Source organism: Desulfitobacterium sp., assembly GCF_982384815.1.
In genome coordinates this window covers 1-20,020 of sequence record NZ_CEVWNY010000051.1, presented here as the reverse complement: position 1 = coordinate 20,020, position 20,020 = coordinate 1, and the positions used below count along the sequence as shown (strand labels likewise).

Here is a 20,020-nt window from a genome sequence, read left to right as displayed (position 1 = left end):
GATTGATAGACAAAAAACTTCTATATATGTATTGAGGAGGATCTATGTTCTGGAATAATGGACTGACTCGCCGTAATGAGAGCCGCATGATCGTTTTAGTTCTGGTCATGCTCTCTGCGATGCTTCTGCCATCCTTTGAAATCCACCCGAGTCTCCCCAATATTCGGGTGGATGAGATGCTTTTATTCGGCATCTTCGGCTTAAATATTTTAGCTTTCGTATTCAGGGGCTTTCGTTTTTCGCCGGAGGTACAGGAAGAATTACGCCTTCAACGCCCCGGGTTAAAGCGGCTGGGGTTAATTTTCCTTTGCTTGCTTCTATCCTACGCCGCTTCCAACTTTTACGGGGTTGTGATTCTGGGGGCCGGAGCTTATGGCATCCGAGACGTGATGGAATTGGTGACCTTTTCCAAATATTTTCTGATTATTACTTTAGTCCTCTCCATCGATTTAAGGCGGGCTGAGTTTGATGTCCTCAAAAACGCTTTTTTAGGAGGACTGGTTTTTCTAATCTTACTGGGGTTTGCCCAAAGCTTTAATCTATTTAACCTGAATACTTGGTTTTCCCCCTTTTTCAATCCCAACCACTGGGAAACAATGATCCTGGGGAATCCGGCACGGATCTTGGGCACCTTTGATAACCCGAATTTCTTCGGGATTTTTACGGTGATGACTTTGGCCTTTTTAGTCTCCCGCTATTACTTTGTGGAGTCTAAGGCTTACTTCCCCATTATCTTGCTGATTCTAATCGCTCTGGTGATAAAAATAGAGTATTTAACCATTTCCCGTACTTCCTTAGCGGGTATCGCTGTTGTCTTTTCCATCTTAAGTATTTGGGCATTCTTTTACTACCGCAGGAGCAAGGCGATAATGCTGAGGATTGGGGCTTTACTTCTTGTGACTTTGCTGCTGTTTGTGACTGCCTCCGATGGATTTTTTCTGCGCCTTAATGACGGGTTTAACTTTAACACCAGCAACTCTTTCATTGGGCATGTGGAAAGACTGGGAGCTGCAGTGGGGTCTATTTGGCAATCCCCGCTCCTGGGCTGGGGAACTCAAAAACATGCGATGACCACTGTGGTGGATAATGAGTACGCTCTCTTTACCCGCCGTTATGGCTTTGTCGGGTTGGCTATCTATCTTTGGTTTTTCCTCCAGCCCTGGGTTATGGGCCTGAAACGCTTCTATGCTCAGGCAGCCGGACGGGCTACCGATATGTTTGATCTTAAGACCTGGCTTGCTTGCTCCTATATGGCTCTGCTGCCGGCGATCTTTCTCTATAACTTTTGGGCCGGGATCTTTTATAATTTGCAGATGATGACTTTATTTAGTATTATTATCGGATTAGTATATAACGCTGCGCGGGAAGAATATTAGAGTAGACTAGGGTAACGGAGGTCTTACATTTGGGTGCCTATAAAATATGTATTCTTACTTCGGCCCATCCGCCCTTGGATGCCCGGATCTTTTATAAAGAAGCTTGCTCACTGCGTAAGGCCGGTTATGAGGTAGTCCTGATTGCCCCTTATCCTGGTCATAGGCAGGCGGGGGGTGGCGACGCCCCTGCTGGGGCGAGCGGCTCGGCTGATGCCATAGGGAAGGATATAATGGCTGCCGGGGATCGAGGATCGAAGGGGAACGTAAAGGCCGTTGATTCGGGCGGGGTTAGTCCGCTTGAGGCGAAAGTAGGCAATGCTCATGGCGTCGGCTATCCTAAGGAAGAGATCGTTGAGGGTATACGCATTCGCTATGTGCCTCCTTTTCAAAAGAGAATCCAGAGGGTCCTCAACCTAAAGGACATCTATCAAGCAGCTGTGGAGGAGCAAGCGGACGTCTATCATTTTCATGATCCGGATCTGATTTTTACCGGACTTACTTTACAGAAAAAACTGGGTAAGCCGGTTATTTATGATGTTCATGAGTATTATGCCGATAGCCTTAAGACCCGCTATTGGCTGCCGACGCCATTAAGGAGAACTGTTGCAGCCGTATTTGAGCTAGTCGAAAAGAGCGCCGCCCGGCGATTTGCCGGTGTCTTTACCGTAAACCACCACATGGAGGATTTATTTAAGAAGTATAATCCGCTGGGGGCTAGTCTGTTTAACTTTCCCCTGCAACAGCAGTTTCAGTTTGAAAGGCCGAGGGCGAGACTCGTGGTGCGTGATTCCGCGTGCGAAAGGGACAATGAGAGGTACGAGGTACAAGGTTCTATGCTCGAGGGGAAAGCAGAAGACAAATGTACTACGAAGTTCGAAGTGGAAACATCAAGGCAACAGGAAGATGCCTGCGGTACGGAGTCCTTGAGAGGGAACTCTAAAAATGTTACCGAGGAAACCTCTGATGATTGTGACCGGCGGGCTTCTAAGGCTCCGGTTATCCTGTACTTAGGCGGAATCAATAAGGAACGGGGCTTGGAGGTCATTCTGGAAGCTATGCCTCTGGTACGTGAGAAGCACCCCGAGGCAATTTGCCAATTAGTTGGCCCCGTGGAGCTTGGGGATGTTTCCGAACGGTTTATACCATTGGAAAGTTGGCTGGAACGAGGCAATGTCCAGGTCCTGGGGAAAGTTCCTTATAGCCGGGTTCCCGGAATTTTAAAGAGTGCTCAGATTGCACTTGTTCCTCTTCTCCCGACTCTGAATTACACAAAAGCTATCCCGGTGAAGCTGATTGAATATATGGCGGCTGGATTGCCGGTGGTGGGCTCCCGTTTCGGCTATATCGAGCAGATTCTTGGTGAGGATGAATGTGGTCGCCTGGCTGAGCCCGGTGACCCCGATTCCCTGGCCCGGGAAATCTGTTATTTGATTGAGAACCCCGCTCAAGCCCTTAGCTATGCCCAAAGGGGCTGGGACGCCTTCCACGAGAAATACTCTTGGGAAAGCGAAGAAAAGAAGCTTTTGGCGGTGTATGAGGAAGTACTCGTTAGTACCTAATAAAACGGCCTTACTACCGCAGCAGTCATAAAGCCCGTTAGCGTAGCTTCTAGGCGAGCGAAGCTTTCGTAACTACTACGAAAGCAAGCGCACCGGCCCTGGAGCTACTAAGTACGTGAGTCTCCGTGTAAGAAACCATCCAGTGAATGGTTTCAGGAGCTCACGCCCCGATATACCATATAAGAATGCTTACGAAAAAGGATGCAATATGAAAGTTCTAGTTATCTCTCACCTTTATCCCACTCTGGTTGAACCTTTAAATGGGATATTCGTACAACAACAAATAGAAGCCCTTCATGAGCAAGGGGTGGAGATCACTTTAGTCAATCCTACTCCCTGGTTTCCCCGCGTCCTTAAAACCTTAGGCAAATGGGGAAAGTATGCTCAAATTCCCTTCCAGGAAATCCATCAGGGCATGGATATCTATCATCCCAGGGTTCTTGAGTTTCCCCGGGGGTATTTTTTTGTCCATTATCCCTTTACCTATCGGCTGGGCATGAGCAGGCTGATCGCCAAGCTGATACGGGAGAAGCAGCCGGATCTGATCCATGCCCATGTAGCCCATCCGGATGGAGCTGCGGCGGTGGCCTTCGGACAAAAATATAATCTGCCTGTGGTAGTCACCATCCATGGGCAGGATTTTGCTCATACCTTAAATCGCTCACTTCGCTGTGCCCAAAGTGTCAAGGATACCCTTAGGCAAGCAAGTCGGGTAATCCTCGTCAGTGATAAGCTGCGGGTGAATTACGGGCTGGAACAGTGGGCAGATGACCTTGGCAAATATCGGGTGATCTATAATGGGGCGGAGTTTGGGGATAGTGTTGAACCCGAAGTTGGAGCCGACTCCGAAACAGAAAGCGAGTATCAACAAGTTGAGAGCGGACCGGCGAATGAGGGCGGAATCGCTGCGGACAAACTGGCTGATCGCAGGCCCGTTCTTTTGACAGTGGGTTTTTTGCGTAAGCCCAAGGGGCATGTCTATGTCTTAGAGGCTCTGGCTAATTCCGATTTACTTAAATCTTATCCGAATTTGGTCTATCGCATCGTTGGCGACGGGGCGGAACGGCAAAGCCTCGAAGAGCAGGTTGCTGCCCTAGGCTTGGGGAACCATGTGGAGTTCTTAGGAAGCCTCCCCCATCCCCAGGCTATGGCCGAAATGGCTAAATGCGATATATTTGTTATGCCTAGCTGGGACGAGGCCTTTGGGGTGGTTTATCTGGAGGCTATGTCCCAGGGTAAGCCGGTGATCGGTACCAAAGGGGAAGGTATCGCTCCCCTGATTAATCGGGAAGGGGTCGGCTTGACGGTCCGCCCCCGCAATGCTGAGGATATCCGCATCGCGCTACAGAAATTATTAGGAAACCCTGAACTGGCTCTGGAAATGGGTATTAAGGGCCGGGAACTAGTCCTGAATAATTTCACCTGGGCACATAACGCCCAAAAGACCCTTGCTATCTACGAAGAAGCGCTGAAACAGGGGGACAGGTTCCTTGTTTCAACCTGACGTCTGCATCCACAGCAAACGAAACAGGGGGGCAGGTACCTTGTTTCAACCTGACGTCTGCATCCACAGCAAACAATTACTTTGCGGGCTCAAAGATTGGATGAAAGGAAGCAAGGTAATCATCCTTTTACTTCCGTGGGAGGCATATTTTAAATGGATACTCGACTTATAGCTAAAAACGCGACAGCATTGGGGATTTCCAGCCTCTTGGCCAAATCCATTTCTGCCGTCTTAGGGATTCTGGTTACCCGATATTTAGGGCCGGGGCCTTACGGGGATTACTCAGTGGCCTATGCCTATGTAGGAACCTTTATCCTTTTTTCCGAGTTGGGTATTAGCCAGCTGATGGTGCAGGAGGGCTCCAAGAACGCGAAAGTGCTGCCCCAGTATTTCGGCAATACCCTGTTCGTGAAAACCCTATTATGTGTATTGTGCTACCTGGCCATGCTGCTTTTTATGTTCCCTTATAATGGGACGATAAAAACTATGGTCATTATCGTTGGGATAGCTGTAAGTTTTAATGCTATCAATCAATCTGTTTACAATTATTATCAAGCGGTGCAGAAGATTTATCTGGCTGCCCTTTATCAATTCCTGACTACGATTCTGATCGCCATCTTTACGATTGGTGTACTGGTGGCCGGGTTAGGGGTTGTTTCCATTACCTTTACCCATTTGCTTGGCTATGCCATTACCACGCTTCTTTTGTATCTGGCTTTAAGGAAGGAAATCAAGCCCCGGGTAGAGTTTCCCACTATGACTAATATGGTGGTTCATGGCCTGCCCTTTGGGGTTCACCGGATATTTTATAATGTTTTTACCCAATTCAGCATTCTGGTTTTATCCTGGACTGCTACCAGCGAGGAGGTGGGGATTTTCTCCGCCGCCTACAAACTGATTCTGATCTTAGTCTTTATCCCCAGCATGATGACCAGTGCCCTTTATCCGGTCCTCTACCAACTGGGGGCAACGGATCGGGATCAACATCAAGGGGTTATCGAGAAAGTCTTTAAGGCCTTATCGGCGGTGGGGATTGCCGGAAGCACCTTAATCTTTGTTTTGGCCGGCCCGCTTACTGTGTGGCTCTATGACGGGAAATTCAACGAATCCATCCCTATTCTGATGATCGTCTCCTGGTTCCTGGCTTTAGAGTGCATGAGTTTTTCCTTAGGGGATATTCTGACGACTACAGGAAGGCAGATGCAGCGGACCATAGTACAGGGCTTGGCACTCGTACTCTTGGCAGGCGCAATCTTTGCCTTAAAGCCCCTGACAGGCGTCTATAGTGCTGCTTATGCGGTAATCCTCGTGGAGATTTTCATCCTTTTAGCCTACTATTATCTTGTCCGCAAGAATGTCTATAAGATCCGCTTGTGGCGGCAGCTCCCCAGTACCATAGTCTCTTCTCTTCTGATGGCAGGGACCGCTTGGCTCCTTAAAGACTTCCATCCTCTCCTCTCTGCATCTGTGGCAGGACTCGTATTCTGCCTCGCCATCGTTGCCATCGATAAGGATTTCCGCAAAATCGGAGCTTTTGTGGTGAAGCGGGTTAGCCGGAAGTGAAACGGAGGGACAGGTACCCTGTTTCAGGAATCGGCCCCGCCCAGTAAATATAAAAGCACTAATGCCGGGATTCTCAATATGGGTACTTGTGTATCATGCTTACTGATTCCATAATCGGTAAGCTTTTTTGTTGCGATAAAGGCACTTGTAACATTAGCGTTTTTATCGGAAGCCAACGTTACTATCGCATCTGAGGCATGTACAGATGAGTCATTGCGGTATTTTACTTCACAAAGTATTTTTCCTTGCGGCTGATCAATGACTACATCTACTTCCTTTTGATTATCCTTTAGCTTTCTAAAATAGCCTACTGTGGCTGTCTTTCCTTCGTAATAAGAAACGAAGTGTTTAAACACAGCAGTTTCTACCATAACGCCCATTTCTCTTTCATTCGTCTGGACATCATCAATCATGAGCACCGCATTGCGAATCGCTGGGTCAGCAACAAAAATTTTGGGTCTGCCTTTTAAGGCACCTTTGCTACCTACATCTATAGGATTAGCGCGATAAATCAGATTTGATTTCTCAAGAAATTCAAGGTAATTATCCAAAGTTGTGACGCTTATGTTATCCAACTCTTTTGCAGCTGTTTGGGCGTTAAAGATTCCAGATGAGTTCATACAGAGGTATAAGAACAATTTTTCCATTAAAAGCGGGTTTCTTACATTAAATAAAGTTAAGACATCTCTTCTGATAACTTTGTCCACTACATCTTCACGAAGTAATCTTTGCCCATAGGTGTCATCATCAGATAGTACCAGTTCCGGGAAACCACCAATTAACAAATAACGATTAAAATGCTGGACTAAGGGGTAGAAATCATTTACCAGCTCTGCAAGTTTGCCTTTTCCTAGACTTACCAATTCCGATAGTTTAATATTGTTTTTAAGTACCGGCCGTGCCGCCAACTGAAGCAGCTCACAGTATTCATAAAAAGATAAGGTCGGAATTTTAAGCACCGTCCATCGCCCGGCACCGCTGTCGGCTGCTCCCTTCTGAATAATTGGGCTGGCAGAGCCTGTGGCTGTGAGACAAATATCCCTACGGGAATCATATAGTACCTTCATCCATAGCTCCCAGTTATTTGTGTACTGAACTTCATCAAAAAACAAATACTTTTTCCCCTCAATCGGATAGAGGGATTCATATATACTTAAAACTTCATCAATGCTAACAAGCTTAACTATCGGATTGTCAAAAGTTATATAGAGGATATTCCTTGGCGCAATACCTTGTTTTAATAAATCCTCAATCATTTGATACATTATTGTTGTCTTTCCTACTCGTCTAGCTCCAGACAATACCACAAATCTGCGGATAGAGGGATGGGTTAAACACTTCATTGCTTCATTATAAGCAACCCTTTTTTGAGGTTTAGTTAGTACTTGGATTCTCTCAGGTGCTCTCCACCACGGATTATATTGTTGCAAGACTTTAATCACTTGTTCTTCAGAAACTAAAGCCATAAAATCCACTCCTTTAACTCCATACTATAATTATATCACGTAATAATCAATAGTATACTAGTGATTAATCCGAGGAATTTAATAAACGCTATTTCATGATTACGTGAAGCCTCTTCCTAAGGTTATTTTTCACAAATATTTCAAGTTCATCTTGCGTATTAGGTTCCATATATGGTATCATATATGGAGGGGTGATTAAGTTGACCACGTTTGATAAACTGTATGCACAAATCGTAAATAATCCAAAGGATGTAAAGTTCGAGGATTTAGATAAGGTACTTATTCGCTATGGCTTTGTACGTAGACAATCACAGAAAGGCACAAGCCATTATAATTATACCCACCAAAACCTAATTGATATTATAACCGTCCCATTTTCGCGGCCAGTCAAGGCGGTATATGTAAAAGAAGCAATCAATGCAATCCGCAAACTCGAAAGGAGCGAGGACCAGTGAAAGACTTTGAATACTATGAAAATCTGGATTATGAAATTAAGCTTAGAAAACTCTCTGAAGAGGAAGGTGGCGGATGGTTCGCCCAGATTCCTATCCTTCCAGGATGCATATCGGATGGCGAGTCTGTCGAAGAGTGTTTAGCTAATCTCGAAGATGCAAAACGTGGCTGGATTGAAACCTGCATGGATTTAGGGCGAGAAGTACCCGAACCAAGTAAAGTCTCCGATTTCTCAGGTCAACTTCGTGTCCGTATGCCTAAATCTCTCCACCAGGCACTATCTGAAAAAGCTAAAGAAGAAAACATTAGTCTCAATCAATTCATTCTCTATCAATTGTCACGTGGAATCGGATATAGGGGTTAAAACAAGCGGCCCGGGATGATCCCGGGCCTCTCGTATTACATACACCTGATCTTTGAAAAGAAAAAACCCCATCTTTTGATGGGGCCACTGTTAATAATCTCCTAATTCTAGAACCTAAACCTATTCTATTCCTGAAGCAACTCTTCCTCCGGCACTTCCCTTAGCTCTTTAGCAGGAAAACCTTTGACTACCCGCTTTTCTGTGGTGTCCTTGGTGATTAGAGCTCCGGCCGCCACAAAGGTCTCCGGGGCAACCCTGATTCCCGGAAGTAAGATGGACCCGCCGCCAATGCGGGCTCCCCGACAGATTGTTGCTCCTTTGATATATTTGAAGCGTTTTTCTGTGCGCCCCATATAGTTATCATTAGTGGTGGTCACCATGGGAGCGATAAAGACCCGCTCTTCGATTTCCATATAAGCTGTAATGTAAGACCCGGTCTGGATCTTAGTGTAATCCCCGATGCGGGTGTCGTTTTCCACGGCGGCACCACTACCGATAACCACATTCTTGCCGATGATGCAGCGTTCGCGGACCAAAGCTCCATCCCCTAGGAAAACTTTTTCTCCGTATGTGGTTCCGGCATAAAGAACCACGGAGCAGCCAATTGTATAGCCGTTCCCCATTTTTAATGGGGGTAAGTCTGTATGCGCCTTCACCGTACTGGTGGCGGCGGCCTTCGGGAAACGACCGATTGAGGAACTACTGCCGATAAACCCATCTTCCCCAAGCTCTGCCTGAGGATAAACAGAAGTGTGCTCACCAACGCGAGTCCGCGCCCCGATCTTGGCCCCGGAGCCGATGCTCACATGGGCAGCAAGCTCACATTCCTCCCCTATTGTTGCCCCTGCCGCAACTGTGACATGGTGTCCAAGAATTGTACCTGCACCAATAACCGCACCTTCTTCGATCACACAACCCACCCCTAGGATGACTTTCTCCCCGAGAGTAACATTGGCTTGGATTACGCAGAAGGGAGAGATGGTTACACTGGCGGGGATGTTGGCTGTTGGGTCGATATTAGTGGGATGGGTTTGATTACTGTTCATGTTTTTATGGTTTGTCATATGTATGACCTCATTTCTAAATGACATACTTCTTCATATGCCCGTAAGCGTAGCTTCTCGCGCAAGAGTGAACGATTTTCACTGTGTATAAGGCAGCTAAGGCTTCAGTAGCATAGCGGAGCCACCGGCTCACATCAGGTATTGCCCTAAGGTTTGGCGTCCAGAAAGCAATGCCCCAACCTCTACTCCACGAGCGGAAACACCACAGGCTCCTTAGTCTCCTGGCATTTATAGATAGCGAGAATAATCTCTAAGGCCTTGCGTCCTTCTTCACCGGGAATGGCCGGAGTGCGATCCTCACGAATAGCCTCGATCATATCCTTGATAATTTCTCGATGCCCGAAACCATAGACGTTAGGTGGGTCGCTCTCTTGGCTGGCGAAGATGGCTTTTTTCTCTTCTTCGCTATTGGGGAACTCCCAGGTTTCGATGCGGTTGACAGCGATACCACCGATCATAACGGAGCCGGTCTCCCCAAAGATATTGAGGGTTTCTTCGATGTTTTTGGGATAAATGGTGGAAGCTGCTTCGATGACCCCTAATGCACCGTTTTTAAACTTAATAACAGCGACCCCTACGTCCTCCATCTCAATTTTGCGCAAAGCTGTACGGGTATAGCCAAAGACTGACTCTACCGGGCCAAAGGTCCATTGGAGAAGGTCGATATTATGGATGGACTGATTCATTAAGACACCGCCGTCTTGGAGCTTGGTTCCCCGCCAAGGGGCTTGGGAATAATATTCATCGTTTCGGTTCCAGCGAACGGTAGCTTGTCCATGGGTTAGTTTACCGAAGCGGCCTTCCTCGAGAGCTTTGTGCATGAGTTTGATGGCTTTGTTAAAGCGGTTTTGGTGGATGACGGCTAGCTTCACTCCGGCCTCATGACAGGTGCGAATTAGTTCGTCGGCACTTTCTAAGGTCATGGCCATAGGTTTTTCCACCATGACATGTTTGCCCGCTTTTGCGGCATAGATACCGATGGGCGCATGAAGGTCCGATTCCGTGGCGATTGTTACCACATCGACTTTTTCTTTGTCGAGCATCTCTTCGTAGGAAGTGTAAGGCTTAGCCCCGTATTTATCCGCAAAGGCTTGGGCCTTTTCCGGGACAATATCACAGACCGCTACTAACTCCGCTTCCTCTAAAGCTACAATAGATTCGGCATGTTTGGGGGCAATTCGCCCACAGCCGATGACGGCGAAACGCATTTTTTTATCCACGTTTTCATTCCACTCCTTATTTACAGGGACGAGGGACCCGTCCCATTCTTTCATTGAAACAGAGGGACAGGTCCCTTGTTTCATTTTTTATTCTAACTTTACCTATTATATCACTAAATGGGGTACCTTAAAAATAGGTACCCAATTAGACTCCCATCTCGTAACGCGGCACCTTAATTAATGACAAAAGTTAAAGTTATAACAATGACCAGACATCGTGTCGTCCTAGGCGTGTGCGAACGATCTTATTCAGGATAGCCAAGTAAAAGGGGAATCCCTCCTTCGAACTTATACTTTCTGATTAATTAAAGAAAACCCGGCTTCGCCACGAAAGCACTGCTTTTGCACTTGTTGCTTTAGCGAAAGCGAAGCCGCTGGTTGCCCTTATGCGCCCGCAGACTTATACTTTCTGACTAGCCAAAAAGAAGGAGAATCTATCGATTCTCCACTTATTACAGCTTTTGTCTTCCTTATGAAGTTAGAGATGAAACAGTGTACCTGTCCCCCTGTTTCACTATAGTTTGACGATTTTTTCGCGGTTGTGCTCTACGTTTTTGGTGGCGTTGCGGGTATCGACGATGAGGTTGGCTTTTTCTACGACCCGCTCGTAGTCTACCGAGCTATGGTCGGTGAGGATCAGGACGCAATCGGCTGCGGCCAAGGCTGCATCGGTGAGTTCGCTACTTTCCAGATGCATAGTTGAGCCGCCATGGGGCTCGATAACCGGAATATAAGGGTCATGGTAAGTGATATTGGCACCGTTTTTCCGGAGCAGCTCCATGATCTTGAGCGCCGGGGATTCACGGACATCATCGATATCTTTTTTATAAGCCACACCCAAGACGAGGACCATGGCATCTTTGAGGCTCTTGTTTTCATTGTTCAAGGAACGAATTACCTTATTGATAACATGGTAGGATACTTCCACATTAATTTCCCCGGCCAGCTCGATGAAGCGGGTATGGAAATCATATTCCCTAGCCTTCCAAGTAAGGTAGAAGGGGTCAATGGGGATGCAGTGGCCGCCTACGCCCGGACCGGGCCAGAAGGTTTGGATACCGAAGGGTTTGGTTCCGGCTGCCTCCACTACTTCCCAGATATCGATGCCCATGCGGTCACAGAGGAGCATGAGTTCATTGACTAAAGCGATGTTGACGGCCCGATAAGTGTTCTCAAATACCTTGGTCAGCTCCGCAGCGGCGGGACTGGAGACCGGTACTACGTTAACAATGGTTTGGGCATAGAAAGTATAGGCTATTTCTAAGCAGACCGGGGTCACTCCCCCGACAACCTTTGAGGTATTATTAGTAGTAAAACGTTTATTGCCTGGATCTACCCGCTCCGGTGAGAAAGCCAGGAAGAAGTCTTTGCCGACTTTGAGGCCGCTTTGCTCCAGCATCGGGAGGATGACTTCCCCGGTGGTTCCCGGGTAGGTGGTGCTCTCTAAAGTAACCAGCTGTCCGGGCTTAAGATATTTGGCGATTTCCCCGGAAGAGGCCTGGATGTAGGAGATGTCCGGATCTCTGGTAATGGTCAGGGGGGTAGGTACACAGATGACGATCACATCACACTCGGCAAGGCGAGCATAATCAGTAGTGGCGGTAAGTAAACCTTTTTGAGTTAAGGCTTGGAGTTCTTCATCCTTAACATCGCCGATATAATTATCTCCGGCATTGACCTTGGCTACCCGGTTAGAGTTAATATCAAAGCCGATGACGGTAAAGCCCACTTTTCCTTTCTCAACAGCTAAGGGGAGTCCTACATAGCCGAGACCGATGACACCGACAGTTGCAGAATGGTCTTGGATCTTTGCTTTTAATCTTTGGGCTAAAACATCTTCACTGGTAATTACTTCTTTCATACGCAACATGAAATTTTTCCCCCTTATTGATTGGCAGCAGCTTTGGATGCTTGCTTTCTAAACGTAGGCACATTGGCCTGTAACTGGGCTAAAACCTCTTCCCGAGTTAGGTAGGAACCACGCTCCCGGATCAGGTGAATAAGCTCCTCCAGCTGAGAAACATTGATGTTATTGGGCTTTGCTACGAAAATTCGTTTATGTTTCGTGGCTGTTGTTCCCTCTTCGGCGGTAAGAAGCTCTTCGTAAAGTTTTTCACCGGGACGCATACCTGTGAACTTGATCTTAATATCCACATCCGGCTCAAACCCGGAAAGGCGAATGAGATCGCGGGCGAGATCGAGAATCTTAACCGGTTGACCCATGTCCAGAATAAAGATTTCTCCCCCTTGGGCCATGGACCCGGCTTGAATCACCAGCTGGGAAGCTTCGGGGATGGTCATGAAATAACGGACCATATCGGGATGGGTGACAGTGACCGGTCCACCTTTGGCGATCTGGCGTTTAAAAGTAGGAATTACGCTGCCTCTGCTCCCAAGGACATTGCCAAAACGGACGGCCACAAACTTAGTATCGGAACGCTTGTCCATACTCTGGATGACCATTTCCGCGATGCGTTTAGTGGCACCCATTACGCTGGTCGGATTCACAGCCTTGTCTGTGGAAATCAAGACGAAGGTCTTGACCTTTACGGAGTCGGCAGCCTCTGCCAGATTGCCGGTGCCCATGACATTGTTTTTCAAGGCTTCTTCAGGGTTTTTTTCCATTAAGGGCACATGTTTGTGGGCTGCCGCGTGGAAAACAACCCCTGGCTTATGGCGTTGGAAAACAACCTGAACTTTATCCCGATCCTTAATATCCAGTATCTCCGTAGCGATATCAAGGTTGGGGTTATCAGCGCGGAGTTCTTGTTCAATATCAAAAATACTGTTTTCCCCGTGCCCCACGATAATTAGCTTACCTGGATTAAAGCGGGACACTTGGCGACAAAGTTCCGACCCGATGGAGCCACCCCCGCCGGTGATGAGGACCACTTCCCCGGTCAGGTAGCCGGCCACATCTTCCAAGTCCACCGTAACCGGTTCCCGACCCAGTAAGTCTTCTACCTGGACTTGGCGGATTTCTTTGGTATCTAATTTACCACTTAAAACATCGAAAACACCAGGCATGATCTTGAGATCCACGCCGGTTTTTTCACAGATTCCGACTATTTCCCGGATTACTTCCCCGGAAGCCGAGGGCATGGCGATAATGATCTTATCGATATTATGGTTTTTGACCACACGGGGAATATCTTTGCGGGTCCCCAAGACGGGTATACCCATGAGCTGCAGTCTTTGCTTTTTAGCCGCGTCATCGATGTAACCTACGGGGCGTCCTTCCCGATAGTTCTTGTTTTTTAATTCCCTTGCCGCCATGACTCCTGCGTCCCCTGCCCCAATGATCAAGACCTGGTTCTGGGAACCGGGCACATGGGGAGTAAAGATATTGTCTTGGAGGATTCGCCAGATAAAGCGGGAACCGCCGATTAAAAAGAGAGTGCTAAACCACAAAAGTGCCGATACGGAATGCGGAAAACGCAAAGGAGCCAGGAAATAAACCGTGGTTACCGTTCCCGCTGTAGCTACCGTTACGGCGAAGATAATGGAGACAAGCTCGCCGATACTGGCATATTGCCAAAGCTTGTTATATAACCCGAAAATGTAGAACACCGCCAGGTAAATAATAGTTGCTGTCCAAGCGGAGTGGGTAAGTGTCAGCAAGTACTCCTGTGGGATACTGCCGTCTCCGTCAAAACCAAAACGGATATAAAAGCTTAAAAACGCTGCAAGGTTAACTAACACAGCGTCTATAGCCATAAGTAACAAAGTTCTTTTACGCCATATCATGGTATAGTGATCCCTTCCCTATATTTGCACCGTTTTTCAGTTTACTATAGTTTCTTCCATTTTACAACAAGACATACTTTATATAAGCTGGCCGGTGCCTCTACTAGGTTTCGAGGAGAGTGCATCATTTCACGAGAGGTCACCAGAGGGTAAATTCTCGGCTTTTTTGCAATAAATCGGGCTCAGAACATGTTTCCACGTGTCGGGGGAATGTGTCAACAACTCCGTCCCCTTGACACACCGAATTATGACCCCAACAAAAGTTCCTTTAGCTCCTTTACCTGCCCAGGTGAGATTGCTCCTTCTCCCCCAAATATATACGGCTGGGTTTCCCTATTCCAGGGGTGCTGGGCAATGGCATTTTTGAGGCGTGGATAGTCATCAAGGGAGCCTTTGGGAAGCAGAATTACTTTGGCTTGGAGGCGGGCGGCTAGGGCGGCTCCGGCTAAGGCATCGGGAAAATCCTGGCCCGTGGCAAAACAGAGACCTTGGCCCTCCCCGGCAAATTCTTCCGCCACAGCTGCCATGGTGTCATAGCGGGAGTCTCCATATAAGCGAATTAGTTGGGAGGGCGAAAGATTCAATTGTTCTTGGATAGCGGTTTGAACAGCCGGAGAAATAGCTCCTTCGCCGCCGATCAGATAGACTTTCTGAGGATTGAGAGCTTTTAAGGCCGCCTTGGTCTCCTTAGGAAGAGTCTTGGGTTCGGTAAGGAGTATAGGCATTTGCTTGATTCCGGCTATGGAAGCAATACTAAGGGCATCGGGGAAATTCGCGCCGGTAGCGATAGCTATTGCTTCTATTGAGGTTTTACCACGGTTGTCTTGGTCCAGGTTCATCAGTATATCCAAGGGAAGGCCGGCTGTGGTGAGGGCGATGGCTGCCGCTGTCTCATAGCGATTTAGTCCGTTTAAGCGGATTTGTTTTTCCCCGCTCCAACCTAAGGCCTCCAGTTTTTTAGCAACTTGCGGGCCGAGTGCACCTTCTCCTCCCAGTAAAACTACCTTGGTAGGGTTTAATGTTTTTAAGGCCTCTTCCACTTGGGAGCTAAGACCCGTGCTGGAGGTAAGGAGAATTGGGGCATGGTATTGAGCAGCCAAAGGGACCCCGGCTAAGGCGTCCGGAAAATGATCAGCCCGAGCCAGGACTACCGTATCAGCTCCCCCCGACCAGCCCTTTAAGGCTTGCTTTACCGCAGTTTCAATACGATTATCTCCGGCTAAGCGGTTAAATTCGAGAATTTTAGGCGGTTGCCCTCCTCGGGAGGGAGGTTCATTGGGGGGAGTAGATGGAGTGGGGTCTTGTTCGTGTGGGGGAGGGGTATCAGGGGTGCCGGGGTTCACTGAACCTCCCGGATTCTCAGACGCTTCAGGTACGTTAGGTTTATTCGGGTCATGAGGGTTTCCCGAAGTAGCTAGATCCCCGTAGTGAAAGGGTTCCGGAGTAGGCCAAGCTGCGGTTTTGGCAGGAACACCGGTAGCAGGCAGAGACTCCGCCGGAATACGGCTGACTTCAACCGGCTCAATATACTGAGTAAAAAAGCCTTCGGGATTAGCCATAATGCGGAAAACCTTTTCTTGGTAGGTCTGTGCCGAAGGGTCAGTAGCAGCCAGAGTATTGGGGTTATTTTTATCTGTCCAAATATTATAGGCCCAAAGGGCAAAATACCAATTTTCCAACTTATTGCGGTCCCCATCGCCGATAGTTGGAGTAAAACGCCATTTTTCATTAAGGAGATCGGCGCCCATGCGAATATTATACTCGATATCCGTTTTGAGCTTTTCAATGGTTTGCAGATCATCATCTTTATAAGTAGCAATCTGCATGATGCCGATGGCAGGATGGGCCTTGTTGGAGCCTAAGAGGGGGTTGCCCTCTTTATCAAACTGGCGCCAAGAACTTTCTTTGAAAGCGATGGCCTTGAGAATAATGCTGGGGATCTCTTTTTCCTTAGCAATCCTTTCAAGCATTTGGTTAATTTCATCATAAGCCGGATTGACAAAAGCATTCGCTGCAACTTGCGTTACATATCCTTTGGCAGCCGTAGCGGCATTAATCGAAACCGGATGCCCGAGGGACTGGGCTGTTAATAAGGCACAAATCATTACGCCGGTTAAAGCAAATCTGCGAGTCACAGCATCTCCTCCTAATTCGTGTCGCTTTGTACCTATTTCAACATTTACCCCCGGTTTCCTTCCGGAAAAACCTATATTCTCGGAAAATAAAACGCATGCTTCTATTCAAACAAGAACAGAAACATGCGTTCCTTAATTAGTTCCCACTATTACTGAAGGATTGTCTCCCCAGTGATCAGCCAACGGTCGTCATTCTTAACCATATTGACCCTAACCTTTACTTCATGCTCTACGCTTTCACCCATGGTAACGTCATTGCCTATATCATAGTCCTCCGCAATGTAGTTATAGGAGGCGGTTAATGTCGCAGAAGTTGAGGTAGCAGCGTCAACCTTGACACTGTTAAAACGGATATCGCTTACATCAATTCCTACCCCTTGAGCGATAAAGGGCTCTGCCTGGCGGGCATGTTTTTCAAAAAGTTCTCCTGTATAAGCCTTGCTCAATTCGGCGCGAAAACTTTCCATGTCCACAGATTTCCAAGCTTTAAATAGGGTGGCCAGATTCAGCTTATAATCCGAGATAATGATCTGTGCCGGCTCATCGGGAACAGTTTGGGACATATTGGGGGTCGTGGTTTCCGCCGGGTCCCCACCCAACCCGCTCGGATCTAAAGTATCGTTAGGATTAAGTGTACTTCCTTCCGGAGTCAAAATCCCCGAAGGATTGGGTAGTCCGGTGACAGGATTATTTAAGGAACCCGTGATTGGCCCTGTCGTGGATTTGGAATCTTTTTTATCCCAAAAAGCAAGGTGTGAATTACCATTAGCGGGAGTGTTTGCCAGGGCAAAGCCTACTGCCCCGAGCACTAAGCCGATCCCAAGTGCTACCGAACCAATTAATAAATACTTCTTACGCATAAACAAAAATCTCCTTTTCCTGGATTCTATTCATAGCTTGACCAGGGAAAAGAGATTTTAGACACAAGCACCAAATAATTTTATGAAACAGGGGGACAGGTTCCTTGTTTCACTACCCAGCCACTTTGCGGAAGAGGATATAAGAATAAGCCACGGGCAAAATGCTAATGCCGCAAATGACAACCATAAAGACGGGGAAAAACCAGGCGGCGGGAACAAATCCGACCAAGCACATTAGTATTCCACCCAGAACCCAGATAGGACCGGCGAAGCGATGGGTTTTTACCCAGACCTCTTCGTTGGCTAGTGTCCAGGGAGTCCTAATCCCAAAGGTATAGTTGAATTTAATTTTGCCAAAGTAATTGCCTAAGATGATAAAGATGACGCCGATGCCGGAGAAGTACCAACGGGGTAGGGTATCTAAATAACCTAACGCTACAGCAATGGTTCCCCAGTACATAGCTGATAGAAACACTATTAAAACAGCGCCGACAATCCAAAAGACTCTTCCCATCTTCAGGTAATTAGCCCGCTTCGGGTCTATCCGGGGTATGATCCAAAACATAAGATAAATCCCTAAAATGATTAACGGGAACAAAAATGCCCCTGAAAAAGGACCGGAATACCCATCCACTTCCCCCGCGGCATTCCAATGGGAGGGAACCAGCTCCGGAAGCTTGGGATAGGCCCATATTGCCACAATTAAGTTAATAATAACAAAAATGCCTGAGATGATCTTAAGCGCACTTCCTTGATTTTTGCTGTTTGTTTGATCCATATATTTTCCTCCTTCAAACTACTTGTCGTTCGGTTTCTTTTTGGGAGTCCCCTCTGGCTCTAAGTCGTGATAAAAATCCAGCTCTTCCGGTTGTTTGCCGGTAAACTCTAAAAACCAGCCGATTAGCTCTTCAAATACTGAAGTATTTAGGGAATAATAGATATTTTGCCCTTGCCGGCGATCACTGATGAGATCTGCCTGTTTGAGCATGTTTAAATGATGGGAAATGCTTGGCTTGGTCATATCGAATTGGTCGGCAATTTCTCCCGCTGTTAAATCTCCGGCTCTTAAAAGCTTAATAATCTGGCGGCGTGTTTTATCCGAAAGAGCTTTAAAGGTGTCATTCAGTGGAGACATTTTATCCCCCCTTTATTTAGACTATTAGATAGTTTCCTAAATATCTTATCTTTATTTTAGCGTAGTTTATTTCTAAGGTCAATAATTAGAGTAACCTAACTTCAAGGTTTTATTTGGAATTTATGCTTGGCATAGAAAAAGACCTGACCCGTCGGTCAGATCTTATTTTCTTAAAGCGCGCATTTTTTCCCTTATTCACCTGAAGCGAATCTACTTCACCGCTTCAACCTCTCTATCCATTCTGAGCTTCCGGTCTTAAAGCGCTTAAAACCTCAGCTCCCTGGAAAAGATCTTTTCCTCTTCCCTGATCCTTTCTGAGTGATGTAGCCTATTATTCACGCCGGCTGGTGCGCACTTTCGTTGCTTTTCTTAATAGCTTCAGCATCAATTTGATCAGAATCAATCCGAATGCCGTAACCCCTTAGGGTTCTCTTCATACGTTTAATCGTACTTCCCACGCTATATTCAGTTGTTTCGGTCGCCCTTTTGATTTGAACTCTATCTCATGCATATTGCTCTCCGGTGCGTTGAACGGTCCTCCGCCCGTCACGGTATTGCATTCAAGCTTTTGTGAAAAATTAGCCCCTTTGCTTATCATAATATTTGCTCTAACCAAAATGCATAGCTTTCCTATAATTTTTATAAAAAGCGGAATCCGTTACCGTTTTGTGGCAAATGGAGTGGCCCCGTAAATCTTCGCACTCTGATCATCACGCATCAGGTGGGTGTCCAAATCATGAAGCTCTTGATGGAATTGCTCAATGCGAACTTTGTCCTTCGCGTTATAAGCATCGGCTCCACGATTCAGCATGGCACTGAAGTATTCACTAAATTGTGCCGCTTTGTTGGTTTCACTCTTTAAGCGTTGATCCCACAGGGACTTGTGGAATACGATGTACCGCTTAATATCTTCTTCATTCATCTGGGGACCTGCATTAGGTCCAAATAAATATCCATCCACGTACTGATGGATATTCCAAGCCGCGCCAAAAACCAAATTCTGGGCGTCCTGGCTCAAACCATTCTCGCCAAAAAAGCCGGCGATAGATGGGGCTATGCTGATGTCTTTGGTGTCGGGCTCTTTATATTTCTTTGGCCCTGAGACATCACCCTGTGGAGTGGCATTGATTCCCGGCGGATCAGTCACTGTTACAGCAGGGCTAACCCCAGTTGTTTGCCCAGGCAGATTTTCGGCTGCATTGGGATCCTGAGGGTTCGCGCCTTCAACAGGTGGGGCCTGAATAACGACAGGATCTTTTTCGGGCGCTGCCTTATTCATAAAGACTTTCCAGGCACTCGGTCCATAGATTCCACCGACAACCACCGCACCGGCCAATACGAGGGTTCCCGCCAGAGTAAGGACCTTCTTTTTGTCGAACTCCATGAATCTCCCTCCTTTTAAAATGGAATATAGTTCTTTAATATATTACCAATTTTTAGGAGGGAAACCTGTCGCTTTTCCTGCATGTCCCAACCCTTTTTCCGCCTTAAGCTTGTCCGTTTTGTCATAAGTCTCTCAAGGGGTACAAGCTTTCGCGAAAAAAGAACAGCAAACGGGGCTTATCAACCTGAAT

The 20,020-nt window shown here is 47.1% G+C and carries 16 protein-coding genes; 5 read left to right on the top strand and 11 right to left on the bottom strand.

The features are described 5' to 3' along the window. The first annotated feature begins 44 nt into the window (after positions 1-44). The 4 genes from AC1U9U_RS09360 (at position 45) to AC1U9U_RS09345 (ending at position 6,002) form a co-directional block, all read left to right on the top strand. Entirely contained in the window at positions 45-1,376 is a 1,332-nt protein-coding gene (locus AC1U9U_RS09360; protein WP_479960295.1) for an O-antigen ligase family protein, read from the top strand. Positions 1,377-1,405: 29 nt separating this feature from the next. Further along, the gene (locus tag AC1U9U_RS09355) at positions 1,406-2,935 is read left to right on the top strand and encodes a glycosyltransferase family 4 protein (RefSeq protein WP_479960294.1); all 1,530 of its coding nucleotides are present in this window, start codon (positions 1,406-1,408) and stop codon (positions 2,933-2,935) included. A gap of 208 nt (positions 2,936-3,143) precedes the next feature. Further along, positions 3,144-4,439: a glycosyltransferase gene (locus tag AC1U9U_RS09350; RefSeq protein WP_479960293.1), complete on the top strand. Its 1,296-nt coding sequence runs from the start codon at positions 3,144-3,146 to the stop codon at positions 4,437-4,439. A 153-nt stretch (positions 4,440-4,592) separates the two neighbouring features. Beyond that, positions 4,593-6,002: a flippase gene (locus AC1U9U_RS09345; protein ID WP_479960292.1), complete on the top strand. Its 1,410-nt coding sequence runs from the start codon at positions 4,593-4,595 to the stop codon at positions 6,000-6,002. A 23-nt stretch (positions 6,003-6,025) separates the two neighbouring features. Here AC1U9U_RS09345 and AC1U9U_RS09340 read toward each other — a convergent pair whose 3' ends face one another. Continuing rightward, positions 6,026-7,468 carry an ATP-binding protein gene (locus AC1U9U_RS09340; protein ID WP_479960291.1) on the bottom strand — a complete coding sequence of 481 codons (1,443 nt, stop codon included), beginning with the start codon at positions 7,466-7,468 and terminating at the stop codon, positions 6,026-6,028. 451 nt (positions 7,469-7,919) lie between these two features. Between AC1U9U_RS09340 and AC1U9U_RS09335 the strand changes: the two genes are divergently transcribed. Then, the gene (locus tag AC1U9U_RS09335; RefSeq protein ID WP_479960290.1) at positions 7,920-8,285 is read left to right on the top strand and encodes a toxin-antitoxin system HicB family antitoxin; all 366 of its coding nucleotides are present in this window, start codon (positions 7,920-7,922) and stop codon (positions 8,283-8,285) included. 125 nt (positions 8,286-8,410) lie between these two features. On the opposite strand, the gene AC1U9U_RS09330 is transcribed toward AC1U9U_RS09335, so the two are convergent. From AC1U9U_RS09330 to AC1U9U_RS09285, 10 genes are all read right to left on the bottom strand, one after another. Further along, positions 8,411-9,331: an N-acetyltransferase gene (locus tag AC1U9U_RS09330; protein ID WP_479960296.1), complete on the bottom strand. Its 921-nt coding sequence runs from the start codon at positions 9,329-9,331 to the stop codon at positions 8,411-8,413. A 200-nt stretch (positions 9,332-9,531) separates the two neighbouring features. Beyond that, positions 9,532-10,569, bottom strand: a complete 1,038-nt coding sequence (locus AC1U9U_RS09325; protein ID WP_479960289.1) for a Gfo/Idh/MocA family protein — start codon at positions 10,567-10,569, stop codon at positions 9,532-9,534. A gap of 514 nt (positions 10,570-11,083) precedes the next feature. Next, complete coding sequence (locus AC1U9U_RS09320) at positions 11,084-12,439, bottom strand: nucleotide sugar dehydrogenase (RefSeq protein WP_479960288.1); 1,356 nt, start codon at positions 12,437-12,439, stop codon at positions 11,084-11,086. Between the two features lie 14 nt (positions 12,440-12,453). Next, positions 12,454-14,316 carry a polysaccharide biosynthesis protein gene (locus AC1U9U_RS09315; protein WP_479960287.1) on the bottom strand — a complete coding sequence of 621 codons (1,863 nt, stop codon included), beginning with the start codon at positions 14,314-14,316 and terminating at the stop codon, positions 12,454-12,456. Positions 14,317-14,561: 245 nt separating this feature from the next. Continuing rightward, positions 14,562-16,451: a cell wall-binding repeat-containing protein gene (locus AC1U9U_RS09310; protein ID WP_479960286.1), complete on the bottom strand. Its 1,890-nt coding sequence runs from the start codon at positions 16,449-16,451 to the stop codon at positions 14,562-14,564. Positions 16,452-16,600: 149 nt separating this feature from the next. Next, on the bottom strand, positions 16,601-17,311 hold the full coding sequence (locus tag AC1U9U_RS09305; RefSeq protein ID WP_479960285.1) for a hypothetical protein: 711 nt from the start codon (positions 17,309-17,311) through the stop codon (positions 16,601-16,603). Positions 17,312-17,423: 112 nt separating this feature from the next. After that, positions 17,424-18,089: an SdpI family protein gene (locus AC1U9U_RS09300; protein WP_479960284.1), complete on the bottom strand. Its 666-nt coding sequence runs from the start codon at positions 18,087-18,089 to the stop codon at positions 17,424-17,426. A gap of 18 nt (positions 18,090-18,107) precedes the next feature. Beyond that, positions 18,108-18,446 (bottom strand): autorepressor SdpR family transcription factor, encoded by a 339-nt coding sequence (locus AC1U9U_RS09295; RefSeq protein WP_479960283.1) that lies wholly within the window; start codon positions 18,444-18,446, stop codon positions 18,108-18,110. Between the two features lie 335 nt (positions 18,447-18,781). After that, complete coding sequence (locus AC1U9U_RS09290) at positions 18,782-18,904, bottom strand: hypothetical protein (RefSeq protein ID WP_479960282.1); 123 nt, start codon at positions 18,902-18,904, stop codon at positions 18,782-18,784. Positions 18,905-19,104: 200 nt separating this feature from the next. After that, on the bottom strand, positions 19,105-19,830 hold the full coding sequence (locus AC1U9U_RS09285; protein WP_479960281.1) for a hypothetical protein: 726 nt from the start codon (positions 19,828-19,830) through the stop codon (positions 19,105-19,107). Positions 19,831-20,020 lie beyond the last annotated feature (190 nt).